The sequence below is a fragment of the Hyphomicrobium sp. genome (genome assembly GCF_035548195.1).
Lineage (GTDB): Bacteria > Pseudomonadota > Alphaproteobacteria > Rhizobiales > Hyphomicrobiaceae > Hyphomicrobium_B.
Genome location: NZ_DASZTY010000033.1, coordinates 101,890 through 122,615, shown reverse-complemented (window position 1 = coordinate 122,615; position 20,726 = coordinate 101,890). Strand labels below are relative to the sequence as shown.

At 59.1% G+C, this 20,726-nt stretch carries 17 protein-coding genes and 1 tRNA gene; 9 read left to right on the top strand and 9 right to left on the bottom strand.

What is annotated here, in order from left to right:
* Window positions 1-238: 238 nt before the first annotated feature.
* From cas2 to cas9, 3 genes are all read right to left on the bottom strand, one after another.
* Window positions 239-577 (bottom strand): CRISPR-associated endonuclease Cas2, encoded by a 339-nt coding sequence (gene cas2, locus VHB22_RS13010; protein ID WP_325457402.1) that lies wholly within the window; start codon window positions 575-577, stop codon window positions 239-241.
* Complete coding sequence (gene cas1, locus VHB22_RS13005; RefSeq protein ID WP_325457401.1) at window positions 574-1,506, bottom strand: type II CRISPR-associated endonuclease Cas1; 933 nt, start codon at window positions 1,504-1,506, stop codon at window positions 574-576. The genes cas2 and cas1 overlap by 4 nt, the downstream gene beginning before the upstream one ends.
* A gap of 494 nt (window positions 1,507-2,000) precedes the next feature.
* On the bottom strand, window positions 2,001-5,273 hold the full coding sequence (gene cas9, locus VHB22_RS13000) for a type II CRISPR RNA-guided endonuclease Cas9 (protein ID WP_325457400.1): 3,273 nt from the start codon (window positions 5,271-5,273) through the stop codon (window positions 2,001-2,003).
* Between the two features lie 555 nt (window positions 5,274-5,828).
* On the opposite strand from cas9, the gene VHB22_RS12995 reads away from it, so the two are divergent.
* On the top strand, window positions 5,829-6,386 hold the full coding sequence (locus VHB22_RS12995) for a hypothetical protein (protein WP_325457399.1): 558 nt from the start codon (window positions 5,829-5,831) through the stop codon (window positions 6,384-6,386).
* Between the two features lie 14 nt (window positions 6,387-6,400).
* Here VHB22_RS12995 and VHB22_RS12990 read toward each other — a convergent pair.
* From VHB22_RS12990 to VHB22_RS12980, 3 genes are all read right to left on the bottom strand, one after another.
* A tRNA-Arg gene (locus tag VHB22_RS12990) sits at window positions 6,401-6,477 on the bottom strand.
* A gap of 165 nt (window positions 6,478-6,642) precedes the next feature.
* Complete coding sequence (locus VHB22_RS12985; RefSeq protein WP_325457398.1) at window positions 6,643-8,160, bottom strand: HAMP domain-containing sensor histidine kinase; 1,518 nt, start codon at window positions 8,158-8,160, stop codon at window positions 6,643-6,645.
* 30 nt (window positions 8,161-8,190) lie between these two features.
* Window positions 8,191-9,645 carry a dihydrolipoyl dehydrogenase family protein gene (locus tag VHB22_RS12980; RefSeq protein ID WP_325457397.1) on the bottom strand — a complete coding sequence of 485 codons (1,455 nt, stop codon included), beginning with the start codon at window positions 9,643-9,645 and terminating at the stop codon, window positions 8,191-8,193.
* Window positions 9,646-10,005: 360 nt separating this feature from the next.
* Between VHB22_RS12980 and rpmH the strand changes: the two genes are divergently transcribed.
* The 4 genes from rpmH (at window position 10,006) to yihA (ending at window position 13,483) form a co-directional block, all read left to right on the top strand.
* A complete protein-coding gene (rpmH, locus tag VHB22_RS12975) occupies window positions 10,006-10,140 on the top strand; it encodes a 50S ribosomal protein L34 (RefSeq protein WP_325457396.1) in 135 nt (44 codons plus the stop codon).
* A gap of 240 nt (window positions 10,141-10,380) precedes the next feature.
* Window positions 10,381-10,809: a ribonuclease P protein component gene (gene rnpA, locus VHB22_RS12970; RefSeq protein WP_325457411.1), complete on the top strand. Its 429-nt coding sequence runs from the start codon at window positions 10,381-10,383 to the stop codon at window positions 10,807-10,809.
* 93 nt (window positions 10,810-10,902) lie between these two features.
* The gene (gene yidC / locus VHB22_RS12965; RefSeq protein WP_325457395.1) at window positions 10,903-12,777 is read left to right on the top strand and encodes a membrane protein insertase YidC; all 1,875 of its coding nucleotides are present in this window, start codon (window positions 10,903-10,905) and stop codon (window positions 12,775-12,777) included.
* A 7-nt stretch (window positions 12,778-12,784) separates the two neighbouring features.
* The gene (gene yihA / locus VHB22_RS12960) at window positions 12,785-13,483 is read left to right on the top strand and encodes a ribosome biogenesis GTP-binding protein YihA/YsxC (protein ID WP_414652743.1); all 699 of its coding nucleotides are present in this window, start codon (window positions 12,785-12,787) and stop codon (window positions 13,481-13,483) included.
* Between the two features lie 16 nt (window positions 13,484-13,499).
* Here yihA and VHB22_RS12955 read toward each other — a convergent pair whose 3' ends face one another.
* Window positions 13,500-15,386, bottom strand: coding sequence for a Clp protease N-terminal domain-containing protein (locus tag VHB22_RS12955; RefSeq protein ID WP_325457394.1), 1,887 nt, complete (start codon window positions 15,384-15,386; stop codon window positions 13,500-13,502).
* Between the two features lie 318 nt (window positions 15,387-15,704).
* Here VHB22_RS12955 and argB point away from each other — a divergent pair, with 318 nt between their 5' ends.
* The 3 genes from argB to VHB22_RS12940 are packed head-to-tail and all read left to right on the top strand — an operon-like array spanning window position 15,705 to window position 18,070.
* On the top strand, window positions 15,705-16,649 hold the full coding sequence (gene argB, locus VHB22_RS12950; RefSeq protein WP_325457393.1) for an acetylglutamate kinase: 945 nt from the start codon (window positions 15,705-15,707) through the stop codon (window positions 16,647-16,649).
* Window positions 16,649-17,404 (top strand): pyrimidine 5'-nucleotidase, encoded by a 756-nt coding sequence (locus VHB22_RS12945; protein WP_325457392.1) that lies wholly within the window; start codon window positions 16,649-16,651, stop codon window positions 17,402-17,404. The genes argB and VHB22_RS12945 overlap by 1 nt, the downstream gene beginning before the upstream one ends.
* Window positions 17,405-17,413: 9 nt before the next feature.
* Window positions 17,414-18,070 carry a LysE family translocator gene (locus VHB22_RS12940; protein WP_325457391.1) on the top strand — a complete coding sequence of 219 codons (657 nt, stop codon included), beginning with the start codon at window positions 17,414-17,416 and terminating at the stop codon, window positions 18,068-18,070.
* A 7-nt stretch (window positions 18,071-18,077) separates the two neighbouring features.
* Here VHB22_RS12940 and VHB22_RS12935 read toward each other — a convergent pair whose 3' ends face one another.
* Complete coding sequence (locus VHB22_RS12935; RefSeq protein WP_325457390.1) at window positions 18,078-18,836, bottom strand: SDR family oxidoreductase; 759 nt, start codon at window positions 18,834-18,836, stop codon at window positions 18,078-18,080.
* A gap of 384 nt (window positions 18,837-19,220) precedes the next feature.
* Between VHB22_RS12935 and VHB22_RS12930 the strand changes: the two genes are divergently transcribed.
* Window positions 19,221-19,760, top strand: coding sequence for a hypothetical protein (locus VHB22_RS12930; RefSeq protein WP_325457389.1), 540 nt, complete (start codon window positions 19,221-19,223; stop codon window positions 19,758-19,760).
* Window positions 19,761-19,762: 2 nt separating this feature from the next.
* Here VHB22_RS12930 and VHB22_RS12925 read toward each other — a convergent pair whose 3' ends face one another.
* Window positions 19,763-20,692 carry a 3-hydroxybutyryl-CoA dehydrogenase gene (locus VHB22_RS12925; RefSeq protein ID WP_325457388.1) on the bottom strand — a complete coding sequence of 310 codons (930 nt, stop codon included), beginning with the start codon at window positions 20,690-20,692 and terminating at the stop codon, window positions 19,763-19,765.
* Window positions 20,693-20,726 lie beyond the last annotated feature (34 nt).

The window sequence follows — 20,726 nt, the reverse complement described above, 5'->3', positions numbered from 1 at the left end:
AGAGCAACCGAACCCGTCCGTTCCGGTCGGACCGCGCGGCGATCTCTGCTAGAACAACAGGCGTGTGAAATAGAGGTGCGATTGCGTTCCGGTCGGACCGCGCGGCGATCTCTGCTAGAACTGGCCCCTGGTAACCCCTTGGTTCCAGAGGCCATTTTTGTCATACCTATAAGAAAAACCGTATTGAAAGCGGCTCCATTCGCTGTAGGCACGGTAATTTTCACCGCCTACATTGCGTTTAAAACATCTGTAGTTGGTCTGGTCTCTCTGGCCGGCCACGTTGTCCGCTACCTCGAAATGATTTGATACTTTCATACTGGCGGTCCGTGAAAAACAGGATGTCGACCTTGCCGCCTGAGGGCACGGCCCCACCGATCTTCGCGGCCAGCGCCTCGGCCTGCTCCTTACCTGCAGTAAATTTTATATAGCAGGAGAATTGCATCATACAGAAACCTTGATCGAGCAGAAATTCGCGAAATTTAGTCGCCCTCTTGCGCTCATCGCTCGTCAATACAGGCAAATCGAACAGCGCCATCACCCACATGATACGATATCCCGTTAACGCAACAAAGGTCACGAATCTTCATCCTCATCCGGAGTGCCGACTCCTGCGGCTAACGGCAATGACGACAACGGCAGCAACAGGCGCTTTCGCTTGCCCATATAAATCTGGGCAAGCGACTGTGCTGATCGCGCCAGCGCGTTCGACAAAGTCGTGACACCGTCCTCGATTGTAAAATCGGCGTGCAATACAGCCGCCAATCTGCGTTTTGCCGAAGTATCCAGGTTCTCGACGTTCTCCCTCACCAGCGTCCAAGCAATGAGATCAACGGCAGGACGGAACGGCTCCATCAGATCATCGGCAAGACGCATGGCGTCACCCTTGCTTTTGTGATGCAAGCCGAGAGAAGGATGCAATCCGGCGGCGACGATCGCGCGGGCCGTCGCGACACGCAAAACAGTATAGCCGTAATTGAGGAAGGCGTTGGCGCCCTCCACGCCGCGATCGCGCGTGAAGCCCTTCCCGAAGAGCGCCGGGAAATAGCGCTGCGCAGCCTGGGCCTCTATATTTTCGGGATCACCGGAGCGAACGCGGTGCACCAGCGTTTGAATCGGAAGGGAATTGATGCCAGCGCGTTCGAGCGCTGCGGCCTGGGCCCTGAGCTTTGCTCGTACAATTTCAGACCATAGCCGCTTTTTGCTCGGAAGCGTGGCGGCGGCTTGGGCTTCCACGCGATCGCCTTGCGCGTGATGGCCGTCCACGGGCAGCAGGTAGGCGGCGGGCGTGAAGTTAACACCGCAGATCACGACAGGTGCGCCACGTGTAGCGAGCGCGGCAAGTGCTTGGTTGGTGTAGGTGACGGCGGGATTCGAGGCGATGACGGCCTCGATGTCATCGAGCGGCACTTGGCCGATGAGGCCGTCAGGACCGGAGATGTTGAGAAAGCCGCGGTCGAGCGAGAGCCGGCGGCCTTCCCCCGTGATTTCGACAATCCGCCCCAACATGCGTTTAGCCCCCCGGCACGGCATTTTGTGCGAGAGCCATCAGAGCGCGGATAAAGCGAATCCACCAGATTTAGCGGGAGATGAGGTTAACCGGCACAAGACGAGCGGCCGGGGCCTAAGCCCGCGGCCGTCAGGGCTCATACCCTGGTTCTAGCAGCGATCGCTGCAGTCCAACTGGAACACCTCCTGTTGTTTGCTTGCAAAGCACTCAATCGAAGGTATTTTGGTCCGATGGCACCTCACGCATATGCAATGAGGATCCAGACAACCGCAGCGCCGCCGTAGGGAGGCATGCGATTGGTTTTCGCGATGGGTGCAGTCGTGCTTGGAAATCCAAGTACCTTCCAAGTGCCAGATTCCGGGCACGATTGACCTGTTTTTGCTCTCGTACCGAGAGGATGTTTCAGCTTGATCACCTCCAATCAAAACAGGAGGTGAGAAAATAATCCTATTTTGGCCTAAAAGTCAACTCGATGCTTCCTGTAGGCGGGAAGCTAGACGTTGGAGCGAACCCGGCGAGTTTTGCCGACATCATTAACCTGCACCTTCCTGGCATTCCGCTTCGTCAGCTCTGCAATGCCCGCGAAGTCCCAGCGGAACAGATCGTCCTTGTCGTCGTGCCGCTTACCGAGCTCACCACCCTCGTAATGGGGCGCGAGGTAAAGCACACCGTTGCTCGGTGACAAGCGGTGCACGGTCTTGATGCGCCGCTGGCCATCCGCGTCGTCGACTTCGATCGCATCGCCTTTGTGAAGGCGCATGACCAGCTTCCCGCCGAGCTTCTCGCGCTCCCAGATCGGCCGGTAGTCCTTCTGGTTGACCTCAAACACCGTTGCCGCGAACCCCTTCCATGAGCCATCGCGCATCTGCACGATATCGATGTGGTGGTTCTCGCCGGGCAGAAGAGCTTTGTATACGGCGCCAGTACGGCGATCCTTGATGTGAACTTCGCCCGTCTTCTCCTTGCCGATACGCACGCGCCTGATCTCGCGTTCGACCGTCTTTCCTCCAATCGTCTCTTGAATGCGGAAAGCTGCCAAAGCTGCTTTCAGGCCCTTGTCGTCGGTGAGCTTACCTTTTTCGTTGCGAAACGGTGCGGCGAGGTCTTGCAGTTTCTTGCGCAGAACAGGATCGCGCACCCTATCGATCTCGTTCGCGTTGAGATCGATCAAAGGTTTGCGCGTAACGAGGTTGCCGATGATGGCGGCTTCAGCCGGATTCTTGACAAGACCGTAAGCGGTATCTTCGTGCAGCGCTCCGCTCTTGCCATGCTCGGGCTTCACTGAGACGATAATGGCCCGAACCTTTTCGCGCGCGATGTCTCGGAAATTGTCGAATGGATCGGGCACATCAGCAGTGATGCGGTCGCGCTGTTCGTCCTCGGCCTGTCCAGCCCTCCGGGAAACTTCTTGTAGAATCCGCCGATCAATCGCTCCGATGGTAATTGCATCGATGGCGTGATGCCGGTGATCGGTCCGCACCTTTCGGTTTTCGTCGCCGAGTATCGAGTTGAGGGCCCAACGAGCGCGCAGCATCGCAGTCAACTGGCCCGTCGTGACATAGACGTTGTCCGGGCCGCAGACGGCTCCGAGATAGAGCCGTGCCAGACGTGAAAGATGCCGCGTCTCATTGATCTGCCGGGCGAGGAAATCGCGCTCAGTGTTCTCGTAGCGCTCCATCGCGTCCGCACCAAAGCGCCAGCGTTTGTTGGCGGGCAATCCAGCGGCCGCGGCAGCAATTTTTTCCCAGTCTGGTTGCTCCGGCCAGGCTTTCTTTTCGCTGCCGAACGCCTCGTAAGGCGTCTGACGACGTTTATACCTGTTGACCCAGCGATAACACAGAACACGATTGGCCTTTGTATCGTCCAGTGTCCGCGAGTACGGTAGAATGTGGTCGATCTCGACGTCCGAGGAAAACAGCTTTTCGATGCTGATCGTTTCAAGAGAATAGGGGCAGAGCGCGACGCCGCCATTGGCGCGCTGCTGCTCCTCGAACAGTCGCAGCCGCAGCCGGTTCTCGCCGTTGTCGGCGAGGCCCTGCTTCTCCAACTCCTGCCGGCGCAGATCGTTGGCCCCACGGTTTCGCGCGTTCTCGCGCTTTTCCTTGTCTTTCTGCTCCTTGGTCAACTTAAGGTCGCGCGCCAGCTCGATGACGATCTGTGCAGGCTCGCCGTAGACCTCGATCAGCCTGTTCACGAGACGGCGAAGCTGGCCGAGACCGATGTGCGCGGTGGGGTTCGCGAGACGGCCATAACGCTTTTCAGCAGGATCTTCCGGGTTGCCGGTGCCAAACGATACCTGACGTTCCAGGACTTGCCCGTAGTAGGGAAGCGGAAGTTCGATCACGCCATCGCGGAAATCCGAGTGATGCCAGTCTAAGCCGAGCTTCTGCCCGGCCAGCACCACGGCGTCGTTATATCTGGCGACACCACGCTTTAGCTCGGCGAGGACCGCGGCGTTGGCTGTCTTGCCGAGCCGCGATATGCCCTCCCGCGGCGTCCAGGTCGCGACAGCAAGCGCGGCTTCGTCATTGAGGCCGTAGTCCGTCTTCAGCCATGAGACGATCTTCTTCTCATCGTCCTCGTCGATCAATCTTTCGACGATTGCATCACGTTCTTCGAGAGGCAGCGCATGCCAACGCGCGCCAAACCGCCGCTTGTCCGCCAGTCCTTTGGCCGAGCGTGAGGCATAGTCGTCGAGACCCGGCTTGCCGCCGTCCTCAAGCGAAAACCGGACACCCGAACCGAGCTTCAAGCCGGACCGCAGAGAGTCGAAGCTGACGGATTTACCGGTCTTTCCTTGTAACAGAGTGGCGGCGACGAGGTCGCGCTGCTCCTTGGTCAGCGTCTTGTCCCGCGTGACACCCTCTCCATAACGCAGATGATTGAGCGTTTCATAGATCGTACGCTCCTCGACGGAAGGCAGGGCCTTCGGCAGGCGCGGCTCGCTCGGGACGAGCGTGCAGCGGCCGCGCTCGACAGGCTTGAGCGGGCGCTGCCAGAAAATCGCATGCCGGATCTGGGCAATCGCGTCGGCCGTCAGAATTTCAGGATGAAACGCCTGCTGCTTTGCGACGAGAAGATCGAATTCGTCTTCCAGCATCTGGCGCAACGGATAGTAATCGTAAAGCGCTTTGGCGCCTTCGCCCTGCAACCTGATGCGGACGGCGTTATCGGACGCGTTGCGCGTTCGGGGTGTCAATGAGCCGTCAGGTCCACCGTGGCGTTTCCAGAGAAATTCTCCGAAAGTGCGAGCGCTCTCGTTTTCGAATGCCTCTCCGAGCCTCTTCGCCGCATCGGCAATCTTGCCTTTGTCTTTGTCGTCGGCCTTGCGGTCTGTCCGGCGGTTCGACTTGAAGCCGCGACGCTGGTTCAAGTGGAACAAGGCGCGCCCCAGTTCATAGGGGGACAGAGCCTCGTCCAACCCGCGTGCGCGCAGCGCATAAGGATCGAGCGCAACTAGCGCTTTGCGATCGTGTTCGTCGCGCGGCATGAGCCCGAAGTCGACCAGCAAAGCGGTCAGGTAGGCGCGACGCTGGAGGTACCGATCGCGCCGCTTTCTAGCAGAACGCGGTACACGTCGCATTTCGGCAAGCGATCGCCCGTCCTTCGGGTTGCGGCCATCATCGAACAGCCTAACGCCGCAGCCGAGAAGCTCCACGACCGTTGCTAGCGAACTCGTTGAGGGGTCTCTATCGAGCCGATAAACAGCCCATCCGATGGAGTTCGTGCCGAGATCAAAGGCGAAGCGCAGCCAATTCTTGCTCATCAAAAAAATGTCCCGGAGAATACCGGACGGAATTCAATCAGAGCCGTTGCATAGCCTCAAGCTGCATGTTACGAAATCCACGTTCTAGCAGAGATCGCGGCGTGGTCCCTCCGGTAACAAGGGGTTCACCCCACGAAATTTAAGGCGGGCTCCGGTCCGCCTTTTTCGTTGCTTCCCAAGCAGAGACGTTACGCAATTCGTTTCGCGGCCGCTTTATCGCCCTCAAGGCGCGCCCTAGCGGGTTCGCCCACTGCCGACGTCGATTTGCAGAAGCACATCTTCTGACGAGACCGCGACCATATCCGGCAAGATCGTTGTTCTGCGACCTCCATCGTCTCCAAGGTCAGTGCAAAGACAGGAGCTGTCCGACTTTCCTATCCGTAAACCTCAGATATTGGTCGATTGCTTGTCGTGTCTGGTCGGTCAGCTCGAACCGCACAGAGCGGCCCGTCTTCTTTTGACGAATGTTGGCTCGATCCATCGCGTAGCCGCTAGGCGCCACGTCATAAACCCGGAGCGCACAACGTCACAGGCTCGAAAAGTTCCGCCACAGGAATGGCTCGGGCGCAAGACGTCAGTCTACTTTCTCAAACCATTTTTGATTTGGCGGAGACAATAATGGGGACGCTCAGCAACGAAACATCGATGCTGAGCGAGGCACTGATTACGAGCCACGCTTCAACTATCAAATTCGCCGAGTTAGCTATCAAGTCTTTGCTGATCCTCAACGGCGGCGCCGCTATAGCAGTACTAAGTTTCGCAGGCGCACAGCTGAAGTCTGGCTCCCTGGCTATCGAAGCTTATTCGAGCGGCATGCAGACATTTGGTTTCGGTGCCGGGCTGGCAGTCCTCACTGCAGGCACGTCGTATCTCGCACAGCATTTCTTCAGCCACATGTGGGATCGCACGGGCACATTCTTGCAGTGCCTATCTGTAGCGATTTGGCTGGGCGGTCTAACGGCCTTCGGCATGGGAGTGAATTTCTCCACCGTTGCAGTTCGAACCGGCGCACAAAAGTGCGAGCAATCTCAGCCGGCGAAAACGAGCAATGCGGGCGCAAGCGCAATGCCTCGGTTGCTAGCCGAAAACCGGACTAGTCAGCACAACAGCTAAGTAATTGAAAATACTGGCGCGCCCGAAAGGATTCGAACCTCTGACCCCCAGATTCGTAGTCTGGTGCTCTATCCAGCTGAGCTACGGGCGCATTTCGCAACATTAAGACCAGATTGGTCTATCCGGTCGGATACCGGAACGGCGAAGGCCCCCTCTCTAGTGGGTCACAGGCGCCAGCGCAAGACCTCTTCCGCGCACGAAGATCGGGCAAATGCGCCCGCCGGGCCAACGCGCAGCAAAGTGATCCTATCTCGGTTCAATCCACGGAGCGATCGGGCAATTCGATACGGAAGTGCGCCCCTTTGGCGCTGTCGATCAGCCGCAAAGTGCCCCCGTGAGCCTGGATCAGCTCGGAGGCGATGGTGAGCCCAAGCCCCGTGCCACCTTTCTTGGTCGAACCCTGAAAGGCCTTGAATAGATTTTCGCGCGCCCTCGGCGGAACTCCCGCACCGTTGTCCATGACGTCGATAATGACTTTGCGGCCGTCGCGATGGGCAGCAACGCGGATCTCGCCATCGCTCTTGCCCTCGACGCTCTCGATCGCCTGCATCGCGTTGCGGACGAGATTGCTCAACACTCGGAAGAGATGCTCGTGATCGACATCGATGAGAAGCGAGGGGTCGACCTCATCGACGAATGCAATGGCGCCCTCACGCGGCAGGCCCTGGCTGTCGGCAACTTCGTCGATCATTGGCTTTAAAGGCAACAACTCGCGGCGCGGAGCAGCTTCCGAAGCTCCGCCAAATTGCAGCGATGCGTTGCAGAACTGAATGGCGCGGTCGAGCGACGCAATAAGCTTCGGCACGAAGCGCTGTACGGTCGGATCTGGAATATCGACCAGACGATCGGAGATAAGCTGCGCGTTGGCCAGCATGTTACGCAAATCGTGGTTGATCTTCGAAACAGCGAGTCCGAGCTGCGCCAAACGGGTCTTCTGCGCCAGAAGGCCCGAAAGCTGCCGCTGCATGCTGGCAAGCTCGCGCTCCGCGACGCCGATCTCATCCATGCGGCCCGTGGACGGCATGATACGGCTCGCATCCTCCGGATTTTCCGAGAAGTGCAGCATGCTGCTCGTCAATCGCGTCAAAGGCTTCACGAAGAGACGGCTCAAGGCGAAATAAACTACCGCTGCGGTCAGAATGGATAGGATGACCGAGAGCCAAAGAATATTCGTTCCGTAGCGTATCATCGCAGCTTTGAGCGGCGCTTCGGGAATGACGATCTCGATGAGATCCATATTGTCCGGACCGGCGCGCCCAACCACACGGATCGTTCTCCAGCTTCCGTCGATAAGCGTCGTGATCGCATCTCCCATCTGTTCGAACTTGAGGCTTAGTCCTCCCCAGAACGAGTCCGGCTCCGGCTGTAGGTAGTAAACGTAATCGATGTTCAGATCGCCCTGTGCCGGCAACACGAGACGCCGTTCGCCCTGCCGTCGGGAAGCGATCGCTCGAACCTCGGCGGTACGCAGCAAGTCGGCACGAAGCGCTGACGGAACCTCTCCTCCAGGGAAGGCGTCGGACGCAAGCGCCGCCAGCTGCGCGGCCGTCAACCGCTCCCTCAACCAGCTCACGCGATAATTGGCGATAGCGGGCAGGAAGATCAGCGCTTCCGCGATCAACACAAAAATGACCGTCAGGGCGATCAGTTTGGCTGGCAGTCCGCGACGTTGCCAGAAACGAGAGACCACACGCCATGCCGCGCCGGCAGCCGAAGGCTTCGCGGCCTTATCGTCTCCGTGCTCTCCGTTGCCGTTGAATATCGTGCGCTGCACCGACTTTAAACTCTCCATTGCCGGAGATGATTAGCCGAGCTTCGCCAGCAATGCGATGACTTTACGCACATAGGGATTGCTGGGCGATGTTGCAAAGTAACGAAACGCAGCACGTTTGTTAATTTCCGACAAGGTAGGATACGGCGAGAGCCACTGCGTCATGGCTTTGATGTTTAATCCACGCGCGATCGCCAGAGACCACATCTGAATAAGTTCGCCGGCTCCCGCCCCGACGATTCCCGCACCGAGAATTTCGCCCCGCTTCGACGTGATGACCTTAACGTGCCCGCTCGTTTCGCGCTCGGCTTGCGCACGGTCATTCTCATGATAAGGCCACCGCAGAACATCGACTCGGCCGTATTGCGCACGTGCATCCGCTTCTGCGAGACCGGCATAGGCAAGCTCAGGCTCCGTGAAGACGACGCGTGGGCATTCACGGCCGGCGGCTTTGGCGCGAAGACGAAACAGCGTTCGGCGCAACACCACCTCGGCGTGATCCGCAGCGGCATGAGACGATTGCATTCCGCTTACGACATCGCCGACCGCGTAGACGCGGCGATTGCGCGTCCTAAGACCGGCGTTCACCTTGATACCGTCCGAATCGGCTTTTACCCCGGCGGCGTCAAGACCGAGATCGGAGATGTTTGCCTTACGGCCTGCGGCCAGCAAAAGATCGCTGCCTTCGATGCGCTCTCGGCCTTGGGGCGTTTCCAATTCGACAGCGATCTGCCCGCGTGCGCCGGATACCTGTGCAATCCGCACACCCTCACGGATAACCAAGCCCTCCGCGTTGAGACGCGTCAGCAGAACAAGTGCAAGCTCGGGGTCTTCATCACCTAACGCCTGTGCCGCGTCGAGCACCGTGACGCGGGATCCAAGCCGCCGGAAAGCTTGCGCAAACTCGATGCCGGTTGTGCCGCCGCCAATAATAACGAGATGCGGAATTGGGTCAGCGTTATCGAAGATGGATTCATTCGTGAAATAAGGAACATCGGACAATCCAGGAATTGCCGGAATGCGCGGGGAAGAGCCCGTCGCAACGACGAACCGCCGCGCCACGACCCGGAAATCACCCGCTGCAACCGTCGATCGATCGATGAACTTGCCCGCAGATGGAATGACGCGCACACCAAGACCCGTCAGCCGTTCGAGCGAAGAATTGGGCGCGATGGATGCGATCACGTCGCGCACGTGCTGACGCACACCCGCAAGGTCGATCAAAGGCTCGACGCCGCGAATGCCGAACGGCGAAGCCGTGCGCATCGCGTTGGCCCGCTTGGCCGCCGCCAACAAAGCCTTCGACGGAACACTCCCATAATAGAGCCCGTCGCCGCCCATCTTGTGTTTTTCGATCAGCACAACGCGCTGGCCGAATGCGGCGGCTGCGGTTGCGACAGCAAGACCGCCCGATCCGGCCCCGATGACGCAAAAATCCGTTTCGAGGTTTTGATCTTGAGACGGGGGTCCGGCAACGTCCTTCGGCATAACCCTTCGTCACCTTTGTCGATGAGGAGAACACGCATTAAGGCTAAAGCCGTTCATCTCGACAAGCGAGTGGCGGAGAGAGCGAACCTGTGCGTGGATCTCGATTATTCGTGTTGCATGGGTCAAAGCGCACAGGCGCGCAGTCTCATCACCGAATGAAGCCCACAGACCACAACGCCCTATTTCGGCGCGTTGACTTGCCTCGGCGCTCAAATTATAAGGACCCAATTCCGGAGAAATCGCTTTCTGCTCTGGCCTCAAGCCGGGCTCTGCGGACTTTCTAACCCACGGAAAACAGGACATAATCCGCTTGCGATCCATCATGGGTCGGAGCGCAGAATATTTGGACGGAGACTTTCCGTGAAGCGCACGTATCAACCGAGCCGCATCGTTCGCAAGCGCCGCCACGGCTTCCGCAAGCGCATGCAGACGGCTGGCGGTCAGAAAGTTCTCGCGCGTCGTCGCGCCAAGGGCCGCAAGCGCCTCTCGGCCTAAGGAACCCTGAGCCTGGCTCTACCCGGACCTAAAAACGCGGTGTCGGTAACGTTCCTCCCGACGGCTTCTCCTATCGCTTCACACCGCGGCGTTGCCAAAACGCCCAACCCAGATGAAGTGATAGACGGCTAGACTTGAGCGCCGCGAACCCTCGCGTTCGCACTCAAGGCGCTCGGCTGAGACGATACCATCGCGAGCATTTTGTCGCGGTCTCTGCATGAGTTAGGATGCCGGTGACGTCTGGAGGCTCCCATTCCGACTCTGCAAACTCTCAAGTCCCGCCCAGAGTTTCTGGCCGTCCGCGGTGGCCGCCGCGCATCGACGCCTGCCTTTTTGATCGAAACTCGAGAACGATTATCGGGCGCCGACAAAACGGAAGGCGCGCGTTTTGGCTTCACGATCACGAAGAAAATCGGCAACGCAGTGACCCGTAACCGCGTCCGCCGCCGCTTGAAAGCCGCTTTTGCCGCGACGGCCGACCGGTATGCACGCCCGACATGCGATTATGTGATCGTTGCGCGGGGCGCGGCACTCGATCGGCCATTCGCGCTGCTCGTCGAAGACGTCACACGTGCTTTGAAGACTTTGCACGAGAATGTTAAGCGAAGGCGCACGAATGACGCCCGTTCGCCATCTGCGCGTACGGACGCCCAGAAAGGTTCGACGTGACGGGGTGTCCCCTTCCGTTTAAGAGCAGTTTCCGACAATCGCTTCATGGGCCATAGCGGCCTCGCCACCACTGGCGGCTGACCCGAGGACTTGATGAATTCTCCTAAAGATCCCAAAGACCAAAACAACCTGATATTTGCGGTGGCTCTGTCGATCCTGGTCCTGATGGGCTGGCAGTATTTCTTCGCGCGCCCCGAAATTCAGCACGAGCAGGCGAAGCAGGAATTCAACAAGCAGCTCGACGCGCAGAATAAAACGACGTCTTCGTCCGGAAACCCGCCGAACGTCGCAAACACTCCAATTGCGTCTTCCCCTGCAGCGGTACCGAATGCGGGACAACAGGCTGCAACCCCACTATCGCGCGAAGAGGCGTTGAAAGGCAGTCCTCGTGTCACGATCGACACGCCATCCCTCGCGGGATCGATCGACCTGAAAGGCGGCCGCATCGATGATCTGCTGCTAAAAAAGTATCGCGAGACAGTCGATCCCAATAGTCCAATCGTGACGTTGCTTTCGCCTGCGGGCTCGCCCGAGCCCTACTTCGCGGAATTCGGCTGGGTTCCCCAAAGCGGAAGTCAGACAAAAACTCCCGGCAGCGATACCTTATGGACCCTGGAAAAGGGCACGACGCTCACGCCGGAAACCCCCGTCACGCTCGCCTGGGATAACGGCGACGGTCTCGTCTTCCGGCGCACGTTCTCCGTCGACACGAACTACATGTTCAAAGTCGTCGACGAGATCGAAAACAAGACGAAGGCCGATGTCACGTTGTTGCCTTACGCACGCGTCCACAGGAGCGGCCATCCGCCGTCCCACGTCTATTCGGTTTTGCACGAGGGTCTTGTCGGCGTCTCAGGCGAACATGGCCTGATTGAAGAAACCTATGCCAACGCCGTCAAGGAAGGCGTGCCAAAAACGTTCGAGAACGTCACAGGAGGATGGCTCGGCATCACAGACAAATATTGGGCCGCAGCGCTTGTTCCCGATCAGCACGAACCCTACCGCGCCATGTACTCGGCGCTAAAAGCGCACGACCCGAACGGCAAGGATGCATTCCAGGCCGATTACCTCCGTGGCGCGCTCACGATTGCGCCTGGAATGCGCAAGGGCGTAGAAGGCCGCCTCTTCGCAGGCGCAAAGCAAGCGTCCTTGATCGATAGCTATGAAAACGCTCTCGGCATTCTTCGTTTCGACAGGCTGATCGACTGGGGCTGGTTCTACTTCATCACGCGGCCGCTGTTCCGTCTGATGGAGTTCATCAACAACATCGTACACAACTTCGGTGTCACCATTCTCATACTGACGGTTCTCGTGAAGGCGGCGTTCTACCCGCTTGCCAACAAGCAGTACGAGAGCATGGCGCGCATGAAAAAGCTGCAGCCCGAGATGCAACGCATCAAGGAGCAATACAAAGACGACGCGCAACGTCAGCAGAAAGAGATTTTTGAACTCTATAAAAAAGAGAAGATCAATCCGCTCGCCGGTTGCTGGCCCATACTCTTGCAGATCCCGGTCTTCTTCGCACTTTACAAGGTGCTGTTCGTAACGATCGACATGCGGCACGCACCGTTCTTCGGGTGGATCCACGACTTGTCGGCGCCCGATCCGACCTCGATCTTCAACCTGTTCGGATTATTGCCGTTCGCCGCTCCGGCATTCCTGCACATCGGCATATGGCCCCTCATCATGGGCATGACGATGTGGGTCCAAATGCAGTTGAACCCGCCGCAGCCCGATCCGATTCAGCAGCAGATTTTCACATGGATGCCCGTCATCTTCACATTCATGCTGGCAAGCTTCCCCGCTGGCCTCGTGATCTACTGGGCTTGGAGCAACACGCTGTCGATTGCCCAGCAGCTCCGCATCAACAAGAAGAACGGCGCGCAAATTCATCTGTTCGATAATTTGAGACGAACCTTCGCGCCGCTTCTAAGGCTGTTCGGAGCAGGCGGCGATGCGAGCAAATGAAGGATGAATGGCTTCGCGCCGAAGCGGATCGACCGCGCGGGGTGTCACGATGACAAACCCTGATACGCATTCCGCAGAAGACGTCGAAGCAGGCCGCCTTCTTTTCACTCGCGCCTGGACGTTTTCGCGCGGCTCGCCGGGCCTCGACCATCTGCCTCCCGACGACCGTCCGGAAGTCGCATTCGCCGGACGCTCGAACGTCGGCAAATCGACCCTGATCAACGCACTGGTCGGACAGCATGCCCTGGCGCGCGCATCGAATACGCCTGGCCGCACGCAAGAACTGAACTTTTTCACCGAGCCCGACGCCGGGCTCTATCTCGTCGACATGCCCGGCTACGGCTTTGCCGAAGCACCGAAAGACAAAGTTGCAGCGTGGAACCGTACGCTTCGCGCGTATCTCGCCGGCCGGCGGACACTGCTGCGCGTCTTCCTGCTGATCGACGCTCGCCACGGGCCAAAGTCCGTGGACGACGAGATCATGAAATTATTGGACGGCGCAGCCGTGTCCTATCAGGCCGTCCTGACGAAAGCCGACAAAATCAGCCGCACCGATCTCGAACGCGTCACCGAACGGACCATCGCAGCACTCGCCAAACATCCCGCCGCCTATCCGCATGTCATCGTCACGTCGGCGGAAACAGGCGCAGGCTTCGAAGATCTTCGCGCGACGATTGCCAAACTTCTTACATCGCAGAACGCCTAATCGAAGCGCGCATCGCTCAGTGAACGAGCCGCTGTAGGATCGTCTTCACCGCCGCGACGCCGCCCTCTCCGAAAGTCGAGAGCGCACCGCCGACAATCGCGGCGACCGTCCAACTAAAGATGCGTGCAAAGGTCCGCTTCAGGTTTCGCTTTACTTTGACCTCGATCACCTGATCCGGGAGCGCAGTTTCCGCCGCAACGCCGTCGGTGCCGATCGTGCGCGCCGAAATTATGATTTGTAGCTGCGACCACCCGCGCGACTGTGGCGTGATCAGAAATCGCCAACTGGCGAAATCGTCGCTCGCGTAGCCAAGAGTATTTTCGATCCATTGCGTTTCCGGCGACGCCGTCTCGATGAAGAATCCGCCGTCGGGCGCGCGAATACGCACGGCCATCGCCTTCGTGATTGTGACCTTATGCTGCCAGACTGCTCCGTCGCCTTCGAGACCGTCCGTCAACGCCTTGACCGACGCCTTAGCGATCCGGACCTCGACACGCTCGGTCCGCCCGACACGCATCGCGCGCGGGATATTCTCGGCGAGTTGTCCCGTCTCCGTCTTGGGACTTTTCGCGCGTTTGCGTGACGGCGCCCGAACCTTTCCCGACCCCCGTGGCTGGAGAGGCGGCCCATTGGGAGGCGGCTCACCCGGCGGTGGAGGGCCAAAGGACGGCTCGGAGTGGAGCGGTCCGGGCGGCGCGATCGAGCCCGGCACGGGCATGGACGCCGGAGCGCCCGGCTGTCCACCTAACGGCCTCATTCCGCCAGGGGCGGGAATTGGTGGCGGCATCGCCCCGGATGGTCGGGGACGCGGCAGATCGCCCGGAAACGGCCGCTGAGGCGCCCCGGCGATGGACGCAGATCCTGCCGCTCCGGCGCCAGGATGCTCGGGAAACGGCATCCCAGCGCCCTGCGAGGCCCCTTGAGAACCAGATGGGCGTGGTTGAGCCTCCGGCTGGCCTGGAAAAGGCAGCGAAGGACCAGATGGATGGTCTTGAGAGGGGCGCGAGACAGACCCTGGGCGACCGGCAGGCGCAGCCGGTGCATCTGGCGCTTTTGCCGGAGTGAAGTCCTTTTCCGTCCGGGGGAAACTGGGTTCCGGCCGCTTTTCCGGCCGCGGCTCGGGAGCGGCATAGGCCACGGGCTCTTGCGGCCGCGGCTGCTCCGGTTCTTCCTGATGCGACGGAGCCTCAGACGGCGAAGGTGGAGAGACTATAGTCGACGACTGATCCGCTCCGGCGGAGGGATCGGGCGCGCCAGCCATTGACCGCTCTTCCGAGCTTGGCTGAATCGTTTTCGCGGCGTCCGGAATGGCAACCGAAGGCGGTGGGGCAGTACGCGGCATCTCGTTCATGATGTCGCGCAACGACGGCGCCGATCGCGATTGCACGCGTTCGCGAGCCCGCGCCAGCACGTCGTCAGCTACTGGCGGCGGTGCCGATGACGCACGCGGCGGCGCCAACGCCGCTTGCAAAGCCCTTATCGCGCCGTCGAAGGTCAAACCATGCGCCTGCAGCATCTCAGCAGCAGCGCTCCGGGCGTCACCGACGATCGCGGCAAGCACAATCGCACCATTGATATCGCGTCGCCGACTACCGCGCGCGGCGGCCGCCGCCGCTTCCAGGATGCGGCGCACATCTTGAGAGACGCCGAGACTGACTGGCGTCTCTTCCGAGGGCGTGTCGGACCGCGGAAATTGCGCAACGACATCCGCTTTCAGCGCAGCACCGTTAATGTTGCTCGCGTCGAGCACAGCAATGGCGTCGCGATCGTCGCAAAGCGCAGCCAGCAAATGTTCAAGTGTAACATCGGACGCCCCGGCGGCAGCGGCAAACTCCGCCCCCCGCGACAGCGTTGTGCCGAGGTCCGGCGACATCGGGATTTGACCAAGATCTGTGGCAGTCACGCCCACGGCATCTCCAAACGGTCAGGACGGCCTCGGCCGCACGGTTGAAGGCAAAGCAAGCTCACGCGACAACGCTATAGCAATGCCATGGCAGCGGGCAGACGGGAATCCCCTTCGTCCCCAGCACCGTGTCCGGCCTGCGTCAGGAGCGCCCTCTGCCCGGCAAAAAAGCGGGAATTCCGTTGAGGCATTCGCCTGACGGGCTATAAGACCGCGACGAAAGCGCCCCCCACGCCAGGGGGATCGAATCACCACCGCTTCTATCTGGCCTACGCATCTTCGAGTTCGATTGGCTTTTGGTGAAATCCTGTGACGTCGATGAAACCCACTTCTGAAACAAATGCCAAGTCGTCCGAAGACCGGCCGAGCGCACATCTTCAGGCGCGCATTCTCGCGGAAGCGATCCCCCATCTGATTCGCTACGACGAACAGACGGTCGTCGTAAAATTTGGCGGCAACGCGATGGGCGACGAAGCGCTGTCGAATGCGTTCGCGCAGGACATCGTCTACCTGAAGCAATCGGGCATCAATCCGATTGTCGTGCACGGCGGCGGTCCGCAGATCGCCAGTATGCTGAACAAGCTCGCGATCAAGTCCGACTTCGTGCACGGCCTCCGGGTGACGGACAAGCCGACGGTCGAAGTCGTCGAGATGGTTCTTGCGGGCAAGATCAACAAGGAGATCGTTTCCGCGATTAATCGGCAGGGTGGCAAAGCGGTCGGCATTTCCGGCAAGGATGCCAATCTGATGGTCGCCAAGAAGATCACGGAGATGCCGGACCCGCAATCGAACCTGATGAAAGCCGTCGATATCGGCTACGTCGGCGATCCGCTGGAGGTCAATCCGCATATCGTCGAAGTGATTTCGAAGTCCGACCTCATTCCCGTGATCGCTCCGGTCGGCATCAGCCGCGAGGGCGAAACGTTGAACATCAACGCCGATACGTTTGCATCGGCCCTCGCTGCACGCATGCAGGCCAAACGCCTGCTGCTGCTGACGGACGTCACCGGCGTGCTCAACAAGAAGAAAGAACTCATCCCGGACCTGACGATCGACGAAGCCCGCGACATGATCAAAAGCGGCGACATCTCCGGCGGCATGATCCCGAAGATTGAGGGCTGCATCGAAGTTGTTGAAGCGGGCGTCGAAGGCGTCGTCATCATAGACGGACGCGTGCCGCATTGCGTGCTTCTCGAACTCTTCACCGAACACGGCGTCGGCACGCTCGTGCGCCGCGCCGACCGCAAGAAGGGCAGAGGCTGATGGCCTCGTCCGCCCCGGCGTTAAGCGAGATCCCCACGGCGACCAAATCGCCGCGCGGATTCACACACGTCGATACATGGATCTTCGATCTCGACAACACGCTTTATCCGGCGTCATGCAACCTATTTGCTCAGGTCGATCGCCGCATGAGCGAATATATCGCCAAGACGCTTGGCGTTCCGCACGAGCACGCGCGCCATTTGCAGAAGGCCTACTATCGCCAGTTCGGCACGACCCTCGCAGGACTGATGCGCGTGCACAAACTGCCGCCAGGCCCGTTCCTCGAATACGTCCATGATATCGACGTCTCTGTCGTGATGCACTCTCCAGCTCTATTGGCTTCAATCGAAAAACTGCCCGGACGCCGCCTGATCTTCACGAACGGTTCGCGGCGTCACGCCGAGAACGTCGCGGAGCGTCTCGGAGTGCTGCATCTCTTCGAAGACATTTGCGATATCGCAGCACTCGAATACGTGCCCAAGCCGGAAAGAGAAGCATTCGACCGGCTCATGAACCTGCATGCGGTCGCGCCGACGCAGGCTGCGATGTTCGAAGACATGCCACACAATCTCGAAGTCGCCGCCGAACTCGGCATGACGACGGTACTCGTTCATTCCGATTACATCGATCATCCGGCACAATTGAAAGTCCGCGAGTGGCGCGAATTGCCGGCGCACATCCATCATCTTACGCGCGACCTGACGGGATTTATCGCGAACGATATTTTGCGGATGATCCCGCAGGCGCTTCCTTAGGGACATCCAATGCCGGAGCCTTTCACAGATTGGTCGATCGCCGGCATTCCACTCGCATTTCTTTCTATTTCGCTTATCGTCGAGCTGACGCCGGGACCCAACATGGCGTATCTCGCAGCTTTGACACTTGCAGAGGGTCGCCGCATCGGTTTCGCCGCCGTGGCCGGAGTCGCCACGGGATTGCTCGTTGTCGGCGTTCTGGCTGCGCTCGGAGTCGCAGCATTCGTCTCTGAGTCCCACCTACTCTACGAAGCACTTCGGTGGGCGGGCACGCTGTACATGCTTTGGCTGAGTTATGACATTTGGCAAGGTCAAGCCGAGACGGAAAAGGAATTTGCCGCCGAAAACAAATCCGCGCTCGCCTACATGGCGCGCGGATTCCTGACCAACATTCTGAACCCGAAAGCCGCGGTATTCTTCATTGCCGTCTTGCCGCAATTTATCGATCCATATCGCGAGACGCTGCACCAGACACTCACGCTTTCAATCGTCTATACTGCAATCGCGACACTCGTTCACGCAGCAATCGTGGTTCTCGCCGCACACGCGCGTCCATTTTTTCAGAACGCTGCGCGCATGACGATGCTGCGCAGGATACTCGCAGGCGGATTGGTTATCGTTGCGATCTGGCTTTTCTGGTCGACCGCCGAAAGCCGTCCCGCGTAGTACGGACCTAGCCTCGTCCGATAAACGGCATCTTCGTCGCCATGACGGTCATGAATTGCACGTTCGCATCGAGCGGCAGGTTCGCGATATAGAGCACCGCATCGGCGACATGCGATACGTCCATGCGGGCCTCAACCTTGGTGCTGCCATCGGCCTGCAGAATACCACTCGCCATCTTGGCGGTGAAATCCGTCGCCGCATTTCCGATATCGATCTGCGAACAAACGATATCGTCAGCCCGGCCATCGAGCGAAATGGATTTCGTTAAACCCGTGATGGCGTGCTTGGTCGCCGTATAAGGCGCCGACAGCGGCCGCGGCACCTGCGCCGAAATCGACCCGTTGTTGATGATGCGCCCACCTTTTGGCGTCTGTGCTTTCATGATCCGGATTGCCTCACGCGCACAGAGAAATGCGCCGGTTAAATTAACATCGACGACGCGCCGCCAATCTTCGAGTTTCACGGCTTCCAGCGGCAGGCCCTGAGCGAAGGTCCCGGCGTTGTTGAAAAGGACATCAAGACGTCCAAACCGCGCGCGCGTCTTATCGAACGCCGTTTTGACGGCAGCTTCCTCGGTGACATCGGCAGGTACGACGAAAAACTCCCCGCCGTCCGGCAGTGCCTGAGCCGCCGTTTTTTCAAGCTCCGCAACACGCCGGCCAAGTAAAGCGACCGCATATCCCGCGCTCTGAAGTTTCAGCGCAACCGCGCGGCCGATCCCCGAACCCGCTCCCGTCACGAAAGCTACACGCGCCGCTTCGATCATCGTTCATTCCTTGGCAATTCAATCACAACTCCGCTGGATAACGCGGAACATCCCGGCGCGCCAGTTTCTACCCTGGAAAACGCGTGCTAAAGCGAAGGCACGGGCAAGGAGTTTCGCGACATGGGGAACGCGGAAGGAATTGAAACAGCGCCTTGCGCCAACTGCGGCACCGCTTTAGCAGGCGCCTTTTGCAGCGCGTGCGGTACGCCGGCAAATACCGCCAATGCGGCGAAACATGAAGGCTGGACAGCACTCACCAGCGAATTTATCAGCACCCCCCGACGCGACGGGATTCTTGCTATCGCGCTCTCGTTCCTGCGACATCCAGTTAAAACAATCTTGCGTCTAACCGACGATCCCTCATACCGATCGCATTGGAGTTTCTTGACCGCGTGCGTTGGCGCACAATTGACACTTGTCTATATCGCTCTGCCGCGACTCTATTCAGCACTTCTAAATTTGCCCGATACTGCCGACAGCTCCGCCGTCATCAACAATGAGATCGTGCAATACGTCGGCATGGCGATTCTAACACCTATCCAATACTACGTTTGCCGCGTCCTCGGCACGATCCGCCGAACGCCGATGTCCTACGTCAAGCTCTGCGTTTTGAGCATCAGTTACGGCACCTTGCTGTCGATGATTGTTGCGCTGTTGTTCGCTGCAATCGGCATCCTCGACTTGAAGACAGTGTCGGTACTCGATCTCGGTGAATTCTGGACGGCGCTATCGTCGCTGTTGCTGATCGCCATCCTGACATTCGTGACCACAACGCATCGAAGCTTCTGGGGAATGTCTTGGCCAATTGCGGCCGCCGTGACGATGGGCGCCGCAGCGTTATCCTGGCTCGTCGTTTACCCGGGACTGACATCCCTGGTCGAGCAGGCTAAGATCGGCGAAGCCATCGGAAAGCTGCTCGGCTAAATCTACCGCGTCGGAACAGGCTTCTCGCCGCGATAGTCATAGAAGCCGCGCTTGGTTTTACGCCCCAGCCAGCCCGCCTCGACATATTTCACAAGCAGCGGACACGGACGGTATTTCGAATCCGAAAGCCCTTCGTAAAGCACCTGCATAACACTAAGGCAGGTATCGAGCCCGATGAAGTCGGCAAGCTCTAGCGGCCCCATAGGATGGTGCGCGCCGAGCTTCATCGCCTTATCGATCGCCTCGACCGTCCCGACGCCCTCATAAAGCGTGTAAACCGCCTCGTTGATCATCGGCAGCAGAATGCGATTGACGATGAAGGCCGGAAAATCTTCCGCAACCGCGGTCGTCTTGCCGAGGCTCTCGACGAACGCTTTCGCCGTCGCGAAGGTCTCGTCTTCGGTCGCGATGCCGCGAATAAGCTCGACCAACTCCATCAGCGGCACTGGATTCATGAAGTGCATGCCGATGAAGTCTTCCGGACGATCCGTCGTCGCGGCAAGACGCGTGATCGAGATCGACGAAGTGTTGGATGCAAGCATCGCCGTCGGTTTTAGATGCGGACAAAGCGCCGCGAAGATCTTGTGCTTGAGGCTTTCGTCCTCGGTCGCAGCCTCAATAACGAGATCGCAATCTCCAAAAGCTTCAAGCGTTGGCGCGTAGCTGATACGTTCCAGCGTCTTGTCTCGATCGCTTTCCTGAATGGCACCCTTCGCGATCTGCCGCGAAAGGTTTTTGCCGACAGCTTCAAGACCCTTGTCGAAAGCTTCTCTCTTGAGATCGTTCAGCGCCACGGTATAGCCCGACAACGCGACGACGTGCGCGATGCCGCTGCCCATTTGTCCGGCGCCGATAATCCCGACTTTGCTGATGGTGCGTGCGGGCCGAACGCCAGCCTTGCTTTTCTCCATCAGCTTCTGGGTGTGCGCCATGAACAGGTGTCCTCCGCGAGTTCCAGCCGATGCT